A 20,603-nucleotide genomic window follows, 5' to 3' on the forward strand; every position below is an offset into this window, starting at 1 on the left:
TCCTGATGCCTATATTTAAAAAAATTGTTATTCCCAAAAATAATTCTGTTCGTATGATTTTTGATGGAGTTCCTGATGGATTTGAAGCCTTTGCGCTTGCTAAATTAAGTTCAGAAATTGCACAAGGTAAACCACTCATCTATGTTGTCCGCGACGGAACAAAAATTGTTCATTTACAACAAGTTTTAAATTTTATTGAGCCCAATTTACCCATACTTCAATTTCCTGCATGGGATTGTTTGCCTTATGATCGTGTGTCACCAGGAATTGCTGTTATGGCACGTCGACTATCAGCATTGGCACACATAGCAAATTTACGTAAAGATCCACATCCTGCAATTATATTAACAACAGCAAATGCGATTATGCAAAAGTTACCTCCTCGTGAAATGATAGAAGCTCAGCTTATTCACGCACGTGTTGGCCAGCGCAATAACATGGGAAATCTTATTCAGTTTTTAGAAACCAATGGTTTTGAACGCGTTACGGTTGTCCGTGATGTTGGTGAGTTTGCTGTAAGAGGAGGAATACTTGATATCTTTTCTCCCATGGATGTTGAACCTTTACGTCTTGATTTTTTTGGAGATACCCTAGAAAGTATCCGCATATTTGATCCAGAAAGTCAAAGGACAACAGGTCAAAAAACTGAACTTTTATTACAGGCAATGAGTGAGGTTGTTCTTACACCAGAACGCATAAGCCGTTTTAAGAGCAATTATACCCGTACATTTGGTGTATCACAAAAAAATAACATGCTTTATGAAGCAATTGCTCAAGGTCGGCGTTTTGCCGGTATGGAACATTGGCTTCCATTTTTTTATGAAAACCTTGATAGTTTTTTTGACCATTGTGGTAACTTACCGATAGTTTTTGAGCATCTCATAGAAGAAGCCTTCATTGAGCGCTATCGTCTTATTGAGGACTATTATAACGCGCGCAAAGAGCGCGAAAATGATGAAAAAAATTCTACTTCTTATCACCCAATAGATCCTAGTCTTTTCTATTTAACGCCAGAGCGTGTTTTGGAGGGTGTGCAACAATCTTCACAGCGTATTGATTTTTCGCCTTTTAATATTCCACAAAGTTTGGAAAAAACTGTTATTCACACCAATGTTAAACAGGGATATGATTTTGTAAAAGAGCGTAATGCGCAGGAAAAAAATGTTTTTTCAAGTGTTGTTGATCATATCGCATCTTTACGCACTGCTGGTAAAAAAGTGCTTTTAGCGTGTTGGAGTGAAGGATCTCTCAATCGTTTGCTACAAGTTCTCGATGAGCATGGATTGAAAAAAATAGATGTTGCAAAATCCTTGCAAACTGTCAAAGCAACACCACGAGATCGCATATTAGCAGCTGTTATCATGATAGAACATGGTTTTGAGGCTGAAGATTTGGCTGTTATAGCAGAGCAAGATATCCTTGGCGATCGTTTTATAAGATCGCCAAAGCGGCGTAAAAATAATACAAATTTTATTTCTGAAATTTCTGCTTTAAATTCTGGTGATATTATTGTGCATATCGACCACGGTATTGGCCAATTTGTTGGTCTTAAAACCATCAAAACCACTGGAATTTTACGAGATTGTCTTGAAATTAGATATGCTGGAGGTGATTTACTCTTTTTACCTGTTGAAAATATTGAGCTTCTCTCACGTTATGGCTCAGAAGGAACAGAGGTAACTTTAGATAAATTAGGGGGTGTTGCTTGGCAAGCACGTAAAGCTCGGCTTAAAAAACATTTATTGGAAATGGCAGGGCAATTAATTCGTATAGCTGCAGAGCGTGTGACTCGTGCTGCGCCTGCTTTACTTCCACCAGTTGGACCATTTGATGAGTTTGTTGCTTGCTTTCCCTATGAAGAAACGGAAGATCAAATGAATGCAATTGATGCTGTTTTAGACGATTTAGCCTCAGGAAAGCCTATGGATCGCTTGATATGCGGTGATGTTGGTTTTGGAAAAACCGAAGTAGCCATTCGAAGTGCTTTTGTCGCAGCATTAAATGGATATCAGGTTGCTGTTGTTGTACCGACAACTTTGCTTTCACGTCAACATTACAAGACATTTATTTCGCGTTTTCAAGGATTACCGGTTAAAATTGGACATGCTTCAAGGCTTGTAAAAGCGAAAGAACTTGCACAAGTAAAAAAAGGTGTTTCAGATGGTACAATAGATATTGTCATTGGAACCCATGCATTATTAAGTGGTGCAGTTAATTTTTTACGGTTAGGCCTTCTCATCATTGATGAGGAGCAGCATTTTGGTGTCAAACACAAAGAGCGTTTAAAAGAGCTTAAAAGTGATATTCATGTTCTCACACTTTCAGCAACTCCCATACCACGCACTTTAGGGTTAGCATTATCGGGTGTACGTGAACTTTCATTGATAACAACGCCCCCCATTGATAGAATGGCGGTTCGTACTTTTATTTCACCTTTTGATGCACTTGTTATACGAGAGACCCTGCTTCGAGAATATTATCGTGGCGGACAAAGTTTCTATGTTTGTCCTCGTATTTCTGATCTGGCTTTTGTAGAAGAATATCTCAAAACACATGTGCCAGAACTGAAATTCGTTGTGGCTCATGGACAAATGCCGGCTGGACAACTTGATGATATTATGAATGCATTTTATGATGGGCAATATGATGTTTTGCTATCGACAACCATTATTGAATCTGGTCTTGATATTCCAACAGCCAATACCCTAATTGTGCATCGCGCTGAGATGTTTGGTCTTTCTGCACTCTATCAGTTACGAGGGAGGGTAGGGCGCTCAAAACAACGTGCTTATGCACTCTTTACATTTCCTGCTGGTAAAGTTTTAACAGCTGCTGCTGATCGCCGTCTTAAAGTTTTACAATCTCTTGACACCTTGGGGGCCGGTTTTCAATTGGCAAGCCATGACATGGATATCCGCGGTTCAGGCAATTTTTTAGGTGAAGAGCAATCGGGACATATTAAAGAAGTTGGATTTGAACTCTATCAAAAAATGCTTGAAGAAGCTGTTGCTGAATTAAAAGATGGAGAGCTAAATGAAGATAAGCAATGGTCTCCTCAAATTTCACTTGGTACAACAGTGATGATACCAGAAAGTTTCGTGCCTGACTTGCCATTACGTATGGGGCTTTATCGTCGTTTAACAGAACTTGATGATTTAGAACAAATTGATGAATTTGCAGCGGAGTTAATTGATCGCTTTGGTCCTTTACCGCTTGAAGTTCAACACCTTCTTAAAGTCTTTTATATCAAAACATTGTGTCGAAAAGCGCATGTAGAAAAATTGGATACTGGACCAAAGGGGATTGTTATACAGTTTCGCAATAATTATTTTGCAAATAGTGTTGCTCTTGTTCAGTGGGTTGGAAAACAAGGTTCGATGGCAAAAATTCGACCAGATCAAAGTATCGCTCTTATTCGTGATTGGTCCACAGCGGATGAAAGGCTTGTTGGAGCAGCGAATATTATGACACAGCTTGTCGAAATGGCAGAACAACATTCTGGTTAAAAACTTCTTTGTTGTTTCAGAATTGTTACTCATTTTTATAAAATTATTATAAAAAACAAATAGTTATTGATTTTTTATAAGAATAAAATTTAAGTTTATAATAAAAGAACTTCTTACATATTCATTTTGCGTTCTTCATCATAAGACATATTGATACAATGAAGAAAATAGCTTAGACGGTGTAACCGTAATAAATAGAACGTGCATATAAGTACATTCTCTAAAAAGCAAAAATTTAAGCCAAGATAACATGCTTTCTTCATTACAAAAGTTGCTAACGATAGTTTTTTACTCCCTGTAATATATGGCATAAAAACGCTCACGCTGATTTATCTTCTAAGGAACAATACCAACATAAAAAAACAAAAGAAAGAATACTAAAGATAGCATACAATTTATTGAAGATAAGTATTTATATTTAGATATTTTGGGAAAAAATTTTTCTAAAGCAGAATACTATAAGCGTTTGCAGGAACGAAATAAGTTTTTAAAAGAACTGAAAAATCTGAAGAATGAATATTATAATCTTGGTTCGAAATTACAGGATCTATTTGAAAAAAATAAAAATTTATCTCTAGGGTAGATATAGCGAGAGAGTACGAAGTAGGAGAATACGAAGAAAAGCTGAATTATTTAATAAATAGAAAATTATCCTCATATTTATTATTAGTTGCAAAGTTTTAGCGGATATATTGCAGAGTGATATAGGTGCTATTTTACGCAAAGATTTTGATTGGAAAGATAAAGATTTTTATTGAGTAAAAGACGCAATTAATTCGATAAGCCCCAGTTTCTAGCAATATAAAAGAATTGCTAACAGAAGGCTCTTAATAGCTATGAAAAACAAACATTTGATGATGTAAAAGATAAATTATTATTATAAATAAAATATTTTCAACAGTTATAAATTTTCTCTCTAAGAAAATATGTTGTTTAATTAAGAAAAAAGCACTTCTTTAGTAGCGTATTTTTAAACTAAAATTTTTGGTTAAAAGCTGTAGAATATAAAACTTTTATTACAAAAATGTATCGCCCTTGTTTTGTAAACAAGGGCAGAAAATTGTCCATTAGCAAAAAGTTCTCTTACAATTATGCAGAAATTTTAGACAATCAGTGGTTTTAATTTATGAAATGTTTCAATAATACCGTAAATGATTTTATTTTTGTGTATCACACGAATCACATAAAGAAAAAAGTAAAATTTATCTGATATTTTGAAGCTTCATGCATTACAACAGCTGTTGCTAAGGCTCTACGAGCTTAACATGAAGAGTAATAAATGTAAAAAGTTTAATTAGTAAGATTTTTAGAGTAGTACAGGAGTTTATTTTAATTAATATTGCAATATTGATTCGTTTGTGTAATCTTAGCTTAAATGCACAGAGGTGTTTTATGGATAGATTGCATCAAACACCAATATGATAAAGAGGGGAATTATATGGGTGTATAAAAATTAGAATAGCTTGTCGTATTTTTTTCTCTAAATTTGACTTTTTTTTTTATATTGAAGTAAAAATAGTAAAATTAAGTGTTATTTCATTATAATTTAATAAATTTAAGTTGGAATTATATTTAATATTTTTTTGAAGTTACTTAAAAGCGCGTTGAAAGGATTAACTTAATCATGTCGCATAAAAATGTTTATTCTGCTGTTTCAGTATTAGTTGGAGCCGCTGCCCTTTTTCTTATAGCTGGTATTTCTGCAAATGCGCAAACTTTATCACAAGGTTGGTACAAAGTTTGCAGTAAGCAGCATGATGTTGATATTTGTAATACAATGAATACTGTATTATCGAATACGGGACAACCTTTAACGGCTTTTAATCTTGTTGAAATAAAAGGGAAGCAAAATGAAAAACGTATAGGTATTCAAGTACCTACAGGTCGTTTTTTGCCAGAAGGTGTTCACATTAAAATTGGTGACGACTTCTCTAAAAAAATTCCTTATATTATTTGTAATGGACCAAGTTGTATTGCCAATGATGTCTTAGATGATAAGCTTATAGCTGCTATGAAAAGTGGTACAAAAATGGTTGTAACCACAGTTAATTTCCGTGGTTCAGCTAATCCTATTGAATTTTCTCTTAATGGGTTTACAGCAGCCTATACCGGTTCTGGTATGGAGGAAAAAGATTTCCAACAAGAACAAATAAAGATGCAGCAAGCTATTCAATCAAAGCAAAAAGAAATTGAAGATCGTATGCGGGCTGAGCAAGAAAAAGCAAAACAAAAGTGATAAACCCACACCATAGAATTGGTTGAAACGTCTTCTATAATTATTTATTTAAACCGTCACAGAAAACTGTGGCGGTTTTTTTAATCTTTAATTTTTCGAAAGAATTCTGCGTTTCCACCAACCAATACGTTCAGTTTTGGAAGAATCATTAGGCGTTGATGAAACAACAACGGGTTGATTAATTGTTTCTTCAATTTGGGAAGGAGAGGTTTCGACAACTTCCTCCATCTCGATTATAGTTTCTTTCTCTAATATTTTTTGTATTTGCGTTGCCTCTTTAGAAGATGATTTTTTACGTGTTCCACGTGTTGACTTTTTACTATTTTCAAGAGTTTTATCTTCTACTTTATGAATAGATTTGTCTGCCTTTTTTGTTTTAGCTTTACGTACTGAACTAGTTTTAGGTTTTTCTTCAAGAGATTTTTGTTCTACGACATTTTGATCATTATCTAAAGAAAGTTGATTTTCTACTACTTTTGAAGAACGTGTTTTACGTTTTTTAGGTTTAATACTTGTATCATTTTTTTCAGATTCACCCTGTTGTTGTATATCTAGAGCTTGTGTATTATTTTTTGTTTCTTCAAGTTCAAAAGATTTAGCAGGTGAAACACGATGTTTGCGGTGTGCTGCTTTAATTTCTGCTAAAGCCTGCTTAGCAAAATCTCCCACTGGTTCTGCGTAAGGAATGCGAATCTGATGAAAACTATTATCTTGATTGCGTCGACCACCACGACGTCCTCGACGACGTCCTCGACGATAAGAATCATCACTCAAGGTATCTTCTTTTTTATGAACGTTGGAGAGAGAATGATCAGTAATTTCATCGTGACGATTTTTGCGCCGACGCTTTTGGTTTGTTTCAATGGGAGAAGGATTTTCAATAGATTCACTTTCTGTGAAAACAGAATCTTCAATTTCTTGCTTATTAACATCTTCCAATGAAGATCGAGAAATGCTCTCTGCTATTGAGCCTTTAGAAATAACAAGATGTTGCGTTCCAATACTATCATCTGCTTCAATACTAATATTAAGCTTAAAGCGAGTTTCTAAATTAACAAGAATGTTGCGTTTATGATTTAATACATAAAGCGCTGTTGCTACGGGTGTGCGCACGATAATATTATATTGCGAATTATGAAGAAGATATTCTTCAATTGAGCGCATGACATGTAACGCAATTGATGATTCAGAACGTATATTTCCTGTTCCTGCGCAATGCGGGCAGGGCTGTGTTGTACTTTCTAAAACCGATATGCGAATACGTTGACGACTCATTTCTAAAAGGCCGAAGTGTGAAATATGACCTACTTGAATACGAGCACGATCATTTTTTAAACAATCTTTTAATTTTTTTTCGACCAGCTTTACATTGCGTTCTTCAAGCATATCAATAAAATCAATCACAATTAAACCAGCAAGGTCACGCAAGCGTAATTGACGCGCTACTTCTTCAGCAGCTTCAAGGTTAGTTTGTAAAGCTGTCTTTTCGACAGAGAATTCTTTCGTAGAGCGGCCAGAATTTACGTCAATAGCAACAAGTGCTTCTGTTTGATTAATAACAAGATAACCACCAGATTTTAAAGAAACCTGTGGTTGCAACATTTTATCAAGTTGAATTTCAATATTATTTCTTGCAAAAATGGGTGTAGGATCACGGTAAGGTTGCACAACTTTTGCATGACTTGGCATAAGCATACGCATAAAGTCTTTCGCTTCACGATATCCTTGGTCTCCAGAGACAAGAATTTCACTAATGTTCTTATTGTAAAGATCTCGTATAGAACGCTTGATGAGATTACTTTCTTCATGGACAAGGCATGGCGCCGTTGACTCGAGTGTCAAAGTGCGAATAGTATCCCATAACCGCATAAGATATTCATAATCACGTTTAATTTCAGCTTTTGTTCTATTGGCACCAGCGGTTCGTAAGATAACACCCATACCTTTTGGAACGGCTAATTCTTTTACGATTTCTTTAAGACGCTTACGGTCTTGTACGTTCGTAATTTTTCGTGAAATACCACCACCACGTGCTGTATTGGGCATTAGAACAGAATAACGACCTGCTAAAGACAGATATGTTGTAAGGGCAGCACCTTTATTACCACGCTCTTCTTTAATGACTTGTACCAACAAAATTTGACGTCGTTTAATGACTTCTTGAATTTTATACTGGCGCCCTTGTTTTCTTTGATAAATTGGGAGCTCTTCACGGATGTCCTCAGCACCAACCATTTCGATCTCATCATAAGAGATATCGGCATTTAATGCTTCTTCTGTATTATCAATTATTGTTGATTCAGATGTGATATCATTTTCAATATCGGCTGCTATGACATTGTTTTTTCCATTTTTTTTTGTTCTTCTGGAGCGTTTTTTATTTTTAGTTGCTTCTTCCGTAAAGGCATCTATAGAATTTTCTCCTACAGCTGCTTTTTCCTCTTCTTCAAGAAGAGCAAGGCGATCAGCAATAGGAATTTGATAATAATCAGGATGAATTTCAGAAAATGTTAAAAAACCATGTCGGTTTCCACCATATTCAACAAAAGCTGCTTGGAGAGACGGTTCTACACGCGTAATACGTGCGAGATAAATATTCCCCTTGAGCTGTTTTCTATGTTCTGATTCAAAATCAAGTTCTTCAATTTTGTTGCCGTGAACAACAACAACACGTGTTTCCTCCGGATGGGAGGCATCTATAAGCATTTTGTTTGACATAAGCTAATATCCTGAAGGCGACATGCACAATTTTACTCAAACGAACGCTATAACTATTCGTAAATATAAAAGGCTGTCTGCCATAAAAGGGAGGTACCAGAAAAACAGGACGGAACACCACGTGCAAAGGCATGACTGCATTTACACCATTTCTCATCATTATCTCCATCTGTTTTTTATGACTCATATTTCTTAAAAGTCTCCGGTAAAATAATCTTTAAAACAGTTCGGATATCCGAACCAACGAATCTTAAGTAATGCAATCCTAATGTTATAACATAGAAATTTTTCATCCATAAAAAAGTCTCAATGCATAATAGGCAAAAAACCTCTAAAGACAACTTAATATGAGTTACAGATAATTTAGATGACTATTATCAGCTAGGAAGCATAAATATTCTTTTATGTTGATATCATGCGTTTGGCAAGTAACAATGTAAATCATGTATAATGATAATGTCTTTAATGACCTTAATTTCGTTTTTGGGTGTTTATTTAGCTTTTATTGAAAAATAGAGAATAAATTGGTGTATCGTTTTTATATAACCAAGATAAATTATTACAAATGTAATGTAGAGTATTTTGCTTATGATAAGAGTTTTCTTTACCAAAAAGCTGAAAACAGCTTATGGGAATGTTATTGTGCTTGTCACATACTTTTTATTATTATTTTTGCTATTCCAAACCAGTGTTCAAGCCGCAGATCCTCTGAGACTTATTAATTTTCGAACCATTGGTGATAGTGTTCATACGCGTATTATTGCGGTTTTCAATTCAAAACCAAATGTTCGTTTACAGATTTTGGACAGGCCAGCACGGTTGGTTATCAATTTACCTACAATTGACTTTTCGATGCAAAATACGCCTTTAAAGAAACAGAATACATTATCCGTTATGCTTTCAGATGTGCGTTATGCTTTTTCTGACATACAGACTTCACGCATTATTTTGACAAGTAAAACGGCCTTTGTAATTGAAAAAAGTGTCGTAAAAAAATTAAATAATGATTTATGGCAGTTGCTGATTGATATTCGTAAAACTACACTAGAAAAATTTGATGAAATATTAAAAAAACAGCAAAAGACCAATTTTGATACAAAAACGCAGTTAATGCCAGCATATAATTTTCGTGTTGTTCTTGATCCTGGTCATGGTGGTATTGATGGCGGTGCACGGGGTGTTACTGGAGTTTTAGAAAAAGATGTGACTTTAGACTTTGCGCGTGCATTGCGAGACGAATTACAAAAGGATTCTCATATTACTGTTGCTTTAACGCGAGATTCCAATATTTTTTTAAGACTAAGTGAAAGAGTTAAAAAAGCGCAAGAGCTCGATGCTGATCTTTTTATATCTATTCATGCAGATACGATTGATCTACATTCTCTTCGCGGTGCTACAGTGTATACCATATCAGACAAAGCCTCTGATGCCATTGCAAAATCTTTAGCTGAAAATGAAAATAAAGTTGATTTGCTGGATGGTTTGCCTGCAGATGAAACACTCGAAGTTACAGATATTTTGATGGATCTTACACGACGTGAAACACATACATTTTCGGTTAATTTTGCAAATAGTGTTATTTCAAGTTTATCAAAGAATCATATTAACTTGATTAATAACCCACATCGGTATGCTAATTTTCAAGTTTTAAGAGCTTCAGATATACCCTCCGTCTTGATAGAGATAGGTTATTTATCCAATAAAGAGGACGAAAAGTTATTAAATGATCCTCATTGGAGAAAACAAATGGCAGCCTCTATTGCTCATTCTATTCGTCAATTTGCTCATTATAGGCAGAAAATGATACAGCCTCTTTAAATTTGTGAGAAAATAGAGTATCAATATGGGGTTCTAGTGTACCTTAGTATAAATAAAAGATAGAAAATAATTTCTCTTGATCTCAATCTTGTGGTGATATCCGCTTGGTGTGTTTGAAGTAACGTATTTTTTCTTTGATTAATTCTTAAGAAAGCGATAGCCGTTTTTATGATGATTTTTTTGAGATATCTTCTTCGTTTTTTTGTTGCTATTGGACTTTGTGGAGCAATAACATGGGGTGTTATGACCAGTGGTCAAGCAAATGCACTCCCTGATTATGAAGTTCTTTCACTTTATGAGCCGCCGGTAATGACCCGCGTCCATGCTTCTGATGGCCGTCTTATGGCAGAGTTTGCAACAAAACATCGCCTCTATTTACCAATTCAATCAATACCAAAGCTTGTTATAAATGCTTTTATTTCGGCTGAAGACAAAAACTTTTATCATCATTTTGGTTTAGATCCCGAAGGACTTTCTCGAGCTTTGATCAATAATATTCGTAATATTGGTTCTGGAAGACGTCCAGAGGGTGCATCAACTATAACGCAACAAGTCGCTAAAAACTTTCTTTTAAGTTCAGAAACAACGTTAGAGCGTAAATTTAAGGAAGCTATTTTAGCAATGCGTATTGAGAAAACTTATTCAAAGGATCATATTCTCGAACTTTATCTCAATGAAATTTATTTGGGTCGTGGTACTTATGGTATAGCCGCTGCTTCTTTGACCTATTTCAATAAATCCGTCAATGATCTGACGCTAGAACAATGTGCTTATTTGGCTGCTCTTCCAAAAGGGCCAGCAAATTATGATCCATTTAAGAATACACAACGTGCTATTGATCGGCGCAATTGGGTTATAGATCGGATGATTGCAAATGGATATGTAACGCGTGAACAAGGTGAAAAAGCGAAAGCTAAACCTTTAGGAGCGACAATACGTGGGAGTGATAGCTATGTTTTTGCGGCTGATTATTTTACTGAAGAAGTGCGACGTCGTTTAATACATCGCTATGGGGCTAAGACACTTTATGAAGGTGGGCTTTCCATTCGTACAACGCTTGATCCGCATTTACAACTTATTGCGCGACGTGCTTTGCACGCTGGATTAATTAGATTTGATCATTCGCAAGGATGGCGTGGAGCTTATGCGCATATCGATAAAAAAGGTGATTGGGGGATAGAACTTGCAAATATCACGGGGCTAAGTGATGTTCCTGAATGGCGTTTAGCTGTTGTTCTTTCTGCTAATCCCAATAAAGTAGAGATTGGTTTACAGCCACAGCGCGAAGCTTCAGGTATATTATCAAAAAAACGGGAAATTGCTGTTTTATCTGAATCTGATTCAAAATGGGCACTCCATGTTGTAAAAGAAAATGGTTATCGAAAAACTGTTCAGAATTTATCTCATGTTCTGCAAGTTGGGGATGTCATTTTTGTTGAAAAACTATCCAATACAAACAACACTTATCGTTTACAACAAATTCCAAAGGTTGAAGGTGCAATTGTTGCTATGGAACCTCATACAGGGCGCGTTCTTGCTATGGTGGGAGGATTTTCTTTTGCTGCATCTGAATTCAATCGTGCAACCCAAGCTTATCGCCAACCGGGGTCTGCTTTTAAGCCTTTTGTTTATGCAGCAGCTCTTGATAACGGGTATACACCAGCATCCGTTGTTTTAGATGGCCCCATTGAAGTTCGTCAATATAATGGGGAAGTTTGGCAACCAAAAAATTATGGTGGTACATTTGCAGGACCTTCAACGTTGCGTTATGGTATTGAGCGTTCTCGTAATCTTATGACAATACGGCTTGCCAATGATATGGGAATGCCTCTTGTCGCTGAATATGCAGAACGCTTTGGCATAGTGGATAAATTGCAGCCTTATCTTCCCATGGCTTTAGGGGCTGGTGAAACAACAGTATTACGAATGGTTACAGCTTATTCAGTTATTGCCAATGGGGGACGCTCTATTAAGCCTTCTCTGATAGACAGAATTCAAGATCGTTATGGAAAGACAATTTATCGTCATGATGATCGTATTTGTGAAAATTGTAATACGCCTTCATGGAATAATCAACGTGAACCCACATTGATTGATGAGCGAGATCAAGTTCTTGACCCTATGACTGCTTATCAGATTACATCCATGATGGAAGGGGTTGTTCAGCGTGGTACTGCAGCACGTTTACGTTATCTTAATCGACATATTGCCGCTAAGACAGGGACAACCAATGACTCTAAAGATGTCTGGTTTATGGGATTTACTCCTGACATTGTCGTTGGTATTTTTATCGGCTACGATCAACCTGCTCCATTAGGATATAATGGAACCGGAAGTTCATTAGCTGCACCTATTTTTGGTGAGTTTATGGCAAATGCTCTTAAAGGAAAGCCAGATGTTCCCTTTAAGATGCCAAAGGGTATGATTTTAATGCCAATTAATCGGAAAACAGGAATGCTTGCGGAAAGAGGAGATCAAGATGTCATTATAGAAGCATTTAAACCAGGGACTGGTCCTGCTGATATATATCAAGTTATTGGGAGTACAAATTCTTTTCAAGAAGGTGTTCCTGCAGTAACCACTTCTCCACAAGTCAATAAAGCCCTTGAAAGTGGGACAGGTGGGCTGTATTAATCAACAAAATCTCCTTTTGCCATGAGTCTATAGTTTTTATTTTTTTTACAGTGTCGGTCCTGTAAATAGAATGATAAGTCCATGCTATTTCCTCATAGCAGCTATCAAATTTGTATAAAATTCTAGTGACATAACCAGAAAGAGTGTTAAAAAATACGGTGTTAAATTATGCGAGCAGAAATAGAAACATTAGTTGATGAAATCCAGAAAGCAATTCAATTGCTAAGGGGGCATCTTTGACTGGGATCAATCACTAAAACGTCTCGAATATCTTAATCAAAAAGCGGAAGATCCGTCATTATGGGATGATGCACAACAAGCACAGGATATGATGCGTGAGCGTCAACGTCTTGATGATTCAATCAATGGTCTTTTATCATTTACAAAAACACTTGAAGAATGCATTGAGCTTATCGCGATGGGCGAAGAAGAAAGTGATGTTGAAATTATTGCTGATGCAGAAAATTCAATACGTAATCTTAAAAATGAGATAGATAAAAGGCAAATTGATGTACTTCTTTCAGGAGAGGCAGATCCGAATGATACCTATTTAGAAGTTCATGCTGGAGCAGGGGGAACAGAAAGCCAAGATTGGGCTTCTATGCTCTTACGTATGTATATGCGCTGGGCTGAACAGCATGAAATGAAGGTTGAAATTTTAGAAATTCATGATGGAGAAGAAGCAGGAATAAAGTCAGCGACTATTCTTGTAAAAGGGCATAATGCTTATGGAATGTTAAAAACAGAATCAGGCGTTCATCGCTTGGTGCGGATTTCTCCATTTGATTCGAATGCAAAGCGCCATACCTCTTTTGCAAGCATTTGGGTTTATCCAGTTATTGATGACAATATTGAAGTTGATGTTTCAGAGGCAGATGTGCGTATTGATACATATCGTGCATCGGGAGCAGGAGGACAACATGTTAACACGACAGATTCCGCTGTTCGCATCACACATATAAAAACGGGTATTGTTGTTCAATGTCAAACAGAGCGTTCTCAACATAAAAATCGCGCTACTGCTTGGTCGATGTTGCGTGCACGGCTTTATGAAGAAGAGCTTAAAAAAAGAGAAGAAGAAACCAATGCTGCTGAATCTTCTAAAACAGAAATCGGATGGGGACATCAAATTAGATCTTATGTTCTTCAACCCTATCAGCTTGTCAAAGATTTGCGTACAGGGATTGAAAATACGGATCCACAATCCGTACTGAATGGTAATTTAGATGCATTTATAGAGGCAGCACTCGCACGGCGCATTTATGGACAAGACAAAGAAATTGAGGATATTCGTTAATTATATATCCTTCCTTCAAGCCATGTAGATTTTTTTCTTAAGTTGTTTGTTTTATTGATGTTGTGATATTACGATAGTTCTTGATACTTTAAAGGTTCAAAGAGGGATTTTCTTGTTCCTTTCTTCAATTTTTTCTCACACGCCAATCCTGCTTATGATATTGCAAGTGATAGAAAGCTGAAATAAGAAAAATTTGCGATATTCGGAGGACTAATATAAATATAAAACAATTCATTATCCTTATAAATCAATATATTGTAAAAATTGAATCCATTGAAAAACTAAAATCAATTCGGAGGATGACTTTTGCTTTTTAAGATAAATCAAACACTCAATTTATAAGTTAGCGTTATGATGTAAAAGTGTTGCAGTAGCTAAAACATTTTCAGCATGCCCAGATACGCTTACTTTGCGCCATTCTTCTGCTATTATTCCATTTGCATCAATTAAAAAAGTGCTCCGTTCAACACCCATATATTTGCGTCCATACATGCTTTTCTCAACCCAAACACCATAAGCTTCGAGGGTTGTTTTTTCTTCATCAGAAACCAAGATGACATCAAGTTCATATTTTACTTTAAATTTATCATGTTTTTTTACATTATCTGGAGAGATTCCAATAACAGCAACACCAATTTCATCAAATTTCATCTTTAATTTTGTGAAATCAAGTGCTTCGCTTGTGCAACCGCTGGTGTCATCTTTTGGATAAAAATATAAAACAACAGGTTTTCCTTTAAAGTCAGAAAGACATACTGTCTCTCCTCCATCGCGAGGCAAATTAAAATCAGGAGCAAGAGCACCTTTCATTGATCTTGTCATTGTTTTCATCTTTCTTGTGTAATAAGTATAAGATATCAGAATACACAGAAGAAAAGAACTATTCAACTCTCTAGAATATTATTGTTTTTAAGAGACCTTTATTTTCCTAACAAAACTCGCTCTATCACAACGATTGGATTGAAAGAACAAGATCGGCGTGAACAACATAAACAAAACAACAAAAGATTATACTGGTTTTATCACAATATGTTTTTTCTTACCGAAAGAAAGCTTAATGATTCCTTCCGCACTGACATCCCCTTCAATAATAAGATGTGTTTCATCCTCAATAATTTGATCATTTACACGTACACCTCCACCTTGAACGTGTCGGCGTGCCTCACTATTAGATTTAGCGAGTCCTGCTTGTACTAAAAGAGTGAGCAATCCAACACCTTTTTTTAATTCTGAGGCATTAATTTCAACAGTTGGAAGATTTTCTCCCAGAGTTTTTTCTTCAAACGTTTTGCGAGCAGTCTCTGCTGCTGCATTGGCAAGAGCACGTCCATGCAACATTGCTGTAACTTCTGTTGCAAGAATTTTTTTTGCTTCGTTAATTTCTGTCCCTTGTAGTACAGAAAGTTTAAGAATCTCATCCATTGGCAATAGGGTATAGAGCTTTAGAAATCGTGTTACATCAGCATCTTCTATATTGCGCCAATATTGCCAAAATTGATAAGGTGAAAGCATATCCGCATTCAGCCATACAGCCCCATTCAATGATTTACCCATTTTGGCACCGGAAGAGGTTGTCAACAATGGTGATGTTAACGCATATAATTGTGGTGTTCCTAAACGATGCCCTAATTCGATTCCGTTAATAATGTTGCCCCATTGATCAGAGCCCCCCATTTGCATACGCAACCCATAACGTTTATAAAGTTCAACAAAGTCATAAGCTTGCAGAATCATATAATTAAACTCTAAGAATGACAAAGAGTGCTCACGCTCAAGTCTGAGTCTGACAGAATCAAATGACAACATACGGTTGACAGAAAAATGTTTTCCCACATCACGCAAAAATTCTAAGTAGTTTAAATTGCATAACCATTCAGCATTATTCACAATACAAGCATCAGTTTCTCGGTCACCGAATGTCAAATAGTTAGCAAATACCTTTTTAATACCATCGATATTTGCAGCAATATCATCTTGTGTCAGAAGACGTCGCGCTTCATCTTTGAAGGAAGGATCACCGATTAATCCGGTTCCTCCACCCATTAAAGCAATGGGACGATGACCCGTTTTTTGTAACCAATAAAGCATCATAATCTGAAGAAGACTTCCAGCATGTAAACTCGATGCTGTTGGATCAAATCCAATATAAGCGCTTACAGTTTCTTTTGAAAAAAGATCATCTAAGCCTTTTTCATCTGAAATTTGGTGGATAAAACCACGTTCGCTCATAATGTGTAAAAAATCAGATTTAAAGGCAAACACAGATTCAATTTCCTAATTTTAAGAGTGCATTCATTTCATATAATAGGTGATTATATGATGGAGCGTTATCTATCATAACTGATGCACACATCACAAGAGAAAGAGACATATTGATAATATAAAGATAATAATACAGGTATTATTTCCTTTTTACGCTAAAAAAGAGATTTCTAGGTGATAGAAAAAATGCATTCTGTTATTCTCATTTCTATCCTAGAATAAAATTTAGAAAAGTTTTAAGTACAGACTAAAAAAATTACTTTAGTTATGATCAAAGACGATTTTTTCTGATTTTTTATAAATCCATCGTGTTTTCCTAAGTTAGTGAAAGTATTTCAGGAGGAGGAGCGAGAAGTTCATTGGTGATATGGTTATCCAAATAGTGGGCACATCGTTCAATAAGTTCTTCATGACATCCACTGAAAAAGTGATTAGCCTCTTCCAATATTTCTTGTGTGATGATGATTCCTTTTTGTGTTTTCAATTTATCGACAAGTATTTGAACATCTTTTGGGGGGGAAACTTTATCGATACCGCCATGAATGATAAGTCCAGAAGATGGACAAGGTGCAAGAAATGAAAAGTCATAAACATTAGGCTGAGGGGCAACTGAGATAAATCCCTCAATTTCCGGTCGGCGCATTAAAAGCTGCATACCAATCCATGCTCCAAATGAATATCCTGCTACCCAACAATTTTTAGAGTCTGGATGTTGTGTTTGCACCCAATCGAGAGCAGCAGCAGCATCTGAAAGTTCTCCTATTCCATAATCAAATTCACCCTGACTACGACCAATACCACGAAAGTTAAAACGTAAAGTTGTAAAGCCACGTTGTTGGAACATATAAAAGAGGTCATAGACAATTTTATGATTCATAGTTCCACCAAATTGGGGATGAGGATGCAAAATGATCGCAATGGGTGCATTTTTTTGTTGTGAAGGTTGATAACGCCCTTCGAGCCGACCCGCGGGACCGTTAAAAATAATTTCTGGCATAAAATGCTCCTTAAATGCAATAAAAGGCTTTCATTGACCTTGGTCGACTTTTACCATAGAATCTCTTAAATAATTATTAGATATTCTTTTTTTAGTGCACTTTTCAAGAAAATTGCGCTATTTTTTTAATCAATTCATAAGATTAATGATTGCGATGTAAAATGGTTATAAGACGCCGATATTTTGATCATAACGCAACAACACCGCTCAAAAAAATGGCACGGATGGCGTTAGTGGAATCTTTAGAGATATTTGGTAATCCATCATCGGTTCATAAGGAAGGGCGTGCGGCTAAAACCTTGTTGCAAAAGGCACGTCGACAAATCGCTGAAAATCTTAAAACAGATCCAGATCACGTGGTATTTACCTCTGGTGCGAGTGAAGCAGCGATGACTTTGTTAACACCCTTTTACAATATGGGGAATGCAAAAGTTCAATTTTCTCATCTTTACCTTGGAGCGACTGAACATCCCTCTGTTGCAGAGGGAGGGCGTTTTTCTAAAGAATTGATAAGCGTCATTGCTGTTGATCAAGACGGGCTCATTCAACAAGATAAATTAACATCACTCTTAACGGTTCACGATAAAACAAAAGGTTTACCTCTTGTTGCTATTCAAGCTGCAAATAGTGAAACGGGTGTTATTCAACCGTTAACAGAAATCGCCGCTATTGTTCGGGATTTAGGAGGTACTCTTATTGTTGATTTGACACAATATGTCGATAAAAATTTCGTGGATATTAATCAGCTAGGAGGAGATTTTTTTATACTGTCTGCACATAAAATTGGTGGTCCTAAAGGAATAGGTGCTTTTGTTTCATGTGGTAATCTTCTTATGCCACAACCTCTTATTATTGGGGGAGGACAAGAAAAAGGTCTCCGTGGAGGAACAGAAGCATTGCCCCTTATTGCTGCTTTTGGGGCAGCAATGGCTGATTGTTTCACACAGGAAGAAATAAAACAGTTAATATATTTACGCAATAAATTAGAAGATGGACTACAAAAAATAAGTAAAAATGTTGAAATTTTTGGCAAAAGAGTTCAACGTTTGCCAAATACAACTTACTTTACCGTGAAAAATATAAAAGCTGAAACGATGCAAATTGCTTTTGATTTAGAAGGGTTTTCTATATCATCCGGCTCGGCTTGTTCTTCGGGAAAAGTAAAACAAAGCAAAGTGTTGGAGGCAATGGGGTATCATGTTCCAAATGGTGCCATTCGCATTTCGCTAGGGCGGGACACAACTTCTGAGGATATTGATGATTTTCTATCGTTTTTTTCTCAAATTATAAGCAAGAAAAAAGGGTAAGATTTATCATCAGAAAGTTATAAAATTAGAATTATTTTAAAAATAAGATAAGTTTGATTGAAATTTTTGCACTTTACCTATAGCCTAGGAAATAACTTGCTACTTTAATCTTGTAAAAAAACAAGACTTTTAGTTACCGGTTTTTGACGCCAATAGTTACCGGTTTTTGACGCCAAAAAATGGAGAAAATTGATGCCGGCAGTACAAGAAACAATACGCCAAGTACGTGAAATAGATGTTGACCAATATAAATATGGTTTTGAAACCAATATTGAAACAGATAAAGCTCCAAAAGGCTTAAATGAAGATATTATCAAATTTATTTCTGCTAAAAAACATGAGCCTGAATGGATGCTAACATGGCGCTTAAAAGCTTACCGACGTTGGCTGACAATGCAAGAGCCTCATTGGGCGCGTCTTGAATATCCTAAAATTGATTTTCAGGAGCTTTATTATTATGCTGCTCCAAAAAATCATACAGGACCAAAATCTTTGGATGAAGTGGATCCTGAGTTATTAGCAACGTACGAAAAACTTGGCATTCCCCTTAAAGAACAAGAGATTTTGGCAGGAGTAAGAAAACAGTCTGATCCCTCTACTTTCGATGACAGTATGTCTGTATCGGGGCAGGTGGCTGTTGATGCAGTCTTTGATTCTGTTTCTGTTGTAACAACATTCAAAAAAGAGCTGGCACGTGCTGGTGTGATTTTTTGTTCTATTTCAGAGGCGATTATTGAACATTCTGAGCTTATTAAGGAATATTTAGGAACAGTTGTACCTATAAGTGATAATTATTATGCGGCCTTAAATGCAGCTGTCTTCACAGATGGTTCATTTGTTTATATTCCCAAAGGGGTTCGTTGTCCTATGGAGCTTTCAACTTATTTTAGGATTAATGAACGCAACACTGGCCAATTTGAACGAACATTGATTATCGCCGCTGAAGATTCCTATGTTTCTTATCTTGAAGGGTGTACAGCACCCCAACGTGATGAAAACCAACTTCATGCGGCTGTCGTTGAACTTATTGCCCTTAAAAATGCAGAGATTAAATATTCTACAGTACAAAACTGGTATCCTGGCGATAAAGATGGAAAGGGCGGTATTTATAATTTTGTGACGAAGCGTGGAGATTGTCGAGGTGATAGCTCTAAAATCTCATGGACACAAGTTGAGACTGGTTCTGCGATTACTTGGAAATATCCATCCTGCTTACTCCGTGGTGATAATGCGCGTGGAGAATTTTATTCTATTGCTGTTGCAAACGGTCATCAACAAATTGATTCCGGTACAAAAATGATTCATTTGGGAAAAAATACATCCAGTCGTATTATTTCCAAGGGCATTTCTGCAGGTTTTTCAAATAACACTTATCGAGGACAAGTTACAGCATATCGAAAAGCACAAAATGCGCGTAATTTTACGCAATGTGATAGTTTGTTAATCGGAAATGATTGTGGTGCGCATACAGTTCCTTATATTGAAGCAAAAAATGCAACAGCTCAGTTTGAACATGAAGCCACAACATCAAAAATTTCTGATGACCAACTTTTTTATGTTATGCAGAGAGGAATTCCCGAAGAAGAAGCTATCGCATTAATTGTAAATGGTTTTGTAAAAGAGGTCATTCAAAAACTTCCCATGGAATTTGCTGTCGAAGCACAAAAGCTTATTGGTATCAGCCTTGAAGGTAGTGTTGGATAATTTATTGTAATTAGATAAATAGAAGACTTGATGTAAAAGGGCTGTAACAGTAGCAAATAATGCTAAAAATGACCTCTATGGTAATTACAAAAGTAGATGGATGCTAAGGCAAAATAATACGCAT

Annotated in this window: 11 protein-coding genes; 7 read left to right on the plus strand and 4 right to left on the minus strand. The window is 36.1% G+C overall.

The window, feature by feature from the left end:
• Positions 1-5: 5 nt before the first annotated feature.
• Together mfd and ACFIKY_RS03415 are read left to right on the plus strand one after the other, a co-directional pair.
• Positions 6-3,506, plus strand: a complete 3,501-nt coding sequence (mfd, locus tag ACFIKY_RS03410; RefSeq protein ID WP_375636114.1) for a transcription-repair coupling factor — start codon at positions 6-8, stop codon at positions 3,504-3,506.
• Positions 3,507-5,130: 1,624 nt separating this feature from the next.
• Positions 5,131-5,742 carry an invasion associated locus B family protein gene (locus ACFIKY_RS03415; protein ID WP_375661405.1) on the plus strand — a complete coding sequence of 204 codons (612 nt, stop codon included), beginning with the start codon at positions 5,131-5,133 and terminating at the stop codon, positions 5,740-5,742.
• An 87-nt stretch (positions 5,743-5,829) separates the two neighbouring features.
• Here ACFIKY_RS03415 and ACFIKY_RS03420 read toward each other — a convergent pair whose 3' ends face one another.
• Positions 5,830-8,460, minus strand: coding sequence for a ribonuclease E/G (locus ACFIKY_RS03420; protein WP_375636113.1), 2,631 nt, complete (start codon positions 8,458-8,460; stop codon positions 5,830-5,832).
• A gap of 588 nt (positions 8,461-9,048) precedes the next feature.
• Between ACFIKY_RS03420 and ACFIKY_RS03425 the strand changes: the two genes are divergently transcribed.
• The 3 genes from ACFIKY_RS03425 (at position 9,049) to prfB (ending at position 14,209) form a co-directional block, all read left to right on the plus strand.
• The gene (locus ACFIKY_RS03425; protein WP_375636112.1) at positions 9,049-10,278 is read left to right on the plus strand and encodes an N-acetylmuramoyl-L-alanine amidase; all 1,230 of its coding nucleotides are present in this window, start codon (positions 9,049-9,051) and stop codon (positions 10,276-10,278) included.
• 168 nt (positions 10,279-10,446) lie between these two features.
• Positions 10,447-12,912: a penicillin-binding protein 1A gene (locus tag ACFIKY_RS03430; protein WP_375636111.1), complete on the plus strand. Its 2,466-nt coding sequence runs from the start codon at positions 10,447-10,449 to the stop codon at positions 12,910-12,912.
• 168 nt (positions 12,913-13,080) lie between these two features.
• Positions 13,081-14,209, plus strand: a protein-coding gene (gene prfB / locus ACFIKY_RS03435; RefSeq protein WP_015856374.1) for a peptide chain release factor 2 whose coding sequence is annotated in 2 segments (ribosomal slippage) — positions 13,081-13,149 and positions 13,151-14,209 — 1,128 coding nt in all. Because the reading frame shifts where the segments join, the coding sequence is not laid out codon by codon here.
• 336 nt (positions 14,210-14,545) lie between these two features.
• Here prfB and ACFIKY_RS03440 read toward each other — a convergent pair.
• The 3 genes from ACFIKY_RS03440 to ACFIKY_RS03450 all read right to left on the minus strand — a co-directional run bounded on the left by ACFIKY_RS03440 (position 14,546) and on the right by ACFIKY_RS03450 (position 17,468).
• Complete coding sequence (locus ACFIKY_RS03440; protein ID WP_375636110.1) at positions 14,546-15,031, minus strand: peroxiredoxin; 486 nt, start codon at positions 15,029-15,031, stop codon at positions 14,546-14,548.
• A gap of 186 nt (positions 15,032-15,217) precedes the next feature.
• Complete coding sequence (gene tyrS / locus ACFIKY_RS03445; protein ID WP_375636109.1) at positions 15,218-16,471, minus strand: tyrosine--tRNA ligase; 1,254 nt, start codon at positions 16,469-16,471, stop codon at positions 15,218-15,220.
• 316 nt (positions 16,472-16,787) lie between these two features.
• The gene (locus tag ACFIKY_RS03450) at positions 16,788-17,468 is read right to left on the minus strand and encodes an alpha/beta hydrolase (RefSeq protein WP_015856377.1); all 681 of its coding nucleotides are present in this window, start codon (positions 17,466-17,468) and stop codon (positions 16,788-16,790) included.
• A 161-nt stretch (positions 17,469-17,629) separates the two neighbouring features.
• On the opposite strand from ACFIKY_RS03450, the gene ACFIKY_RS03455 reads away from it, so the two are divergent.
• Complete coding sequence (locus ACFIKY_RS03455) at positions 17,630-18,775, plus strand: cysteine desulfurase family protein (RefSeq protein ID WP_015856378.1); 1,146 nt, start codon at positions 17,630-17,632, stop codon at positions 18,773-18,775.
• A gap of 192 nt (positions 18,776-18,967) precedes the next feature.
• Positions 18,968-20,479 (plus strand): Fe-S cluster assembly protein SufB, encoded by a 1,512-nt coding sequence (sufB, locus tag ACFIKY_RS03460; RefSeq protein ID WP_375636108.1) that lies wholly within the window; start codon positions 18,968-18,970, stop codon positions 20,477-20,479.
• The last annotated feature ends 124 nt before the right edge of the window (positions 20,480-20,603 follow it).

Origin of the sequence: Bartonella sp. CR127HXZ (assembly GCF_042194555.1) — a bacterium.
Classification (GTDB): Bacteria; Pseudomonadota; Alphaproteobacteria; order Rhizobiales; family Rhizobiaceae; genus Bartonella; species Bartonella grahamii.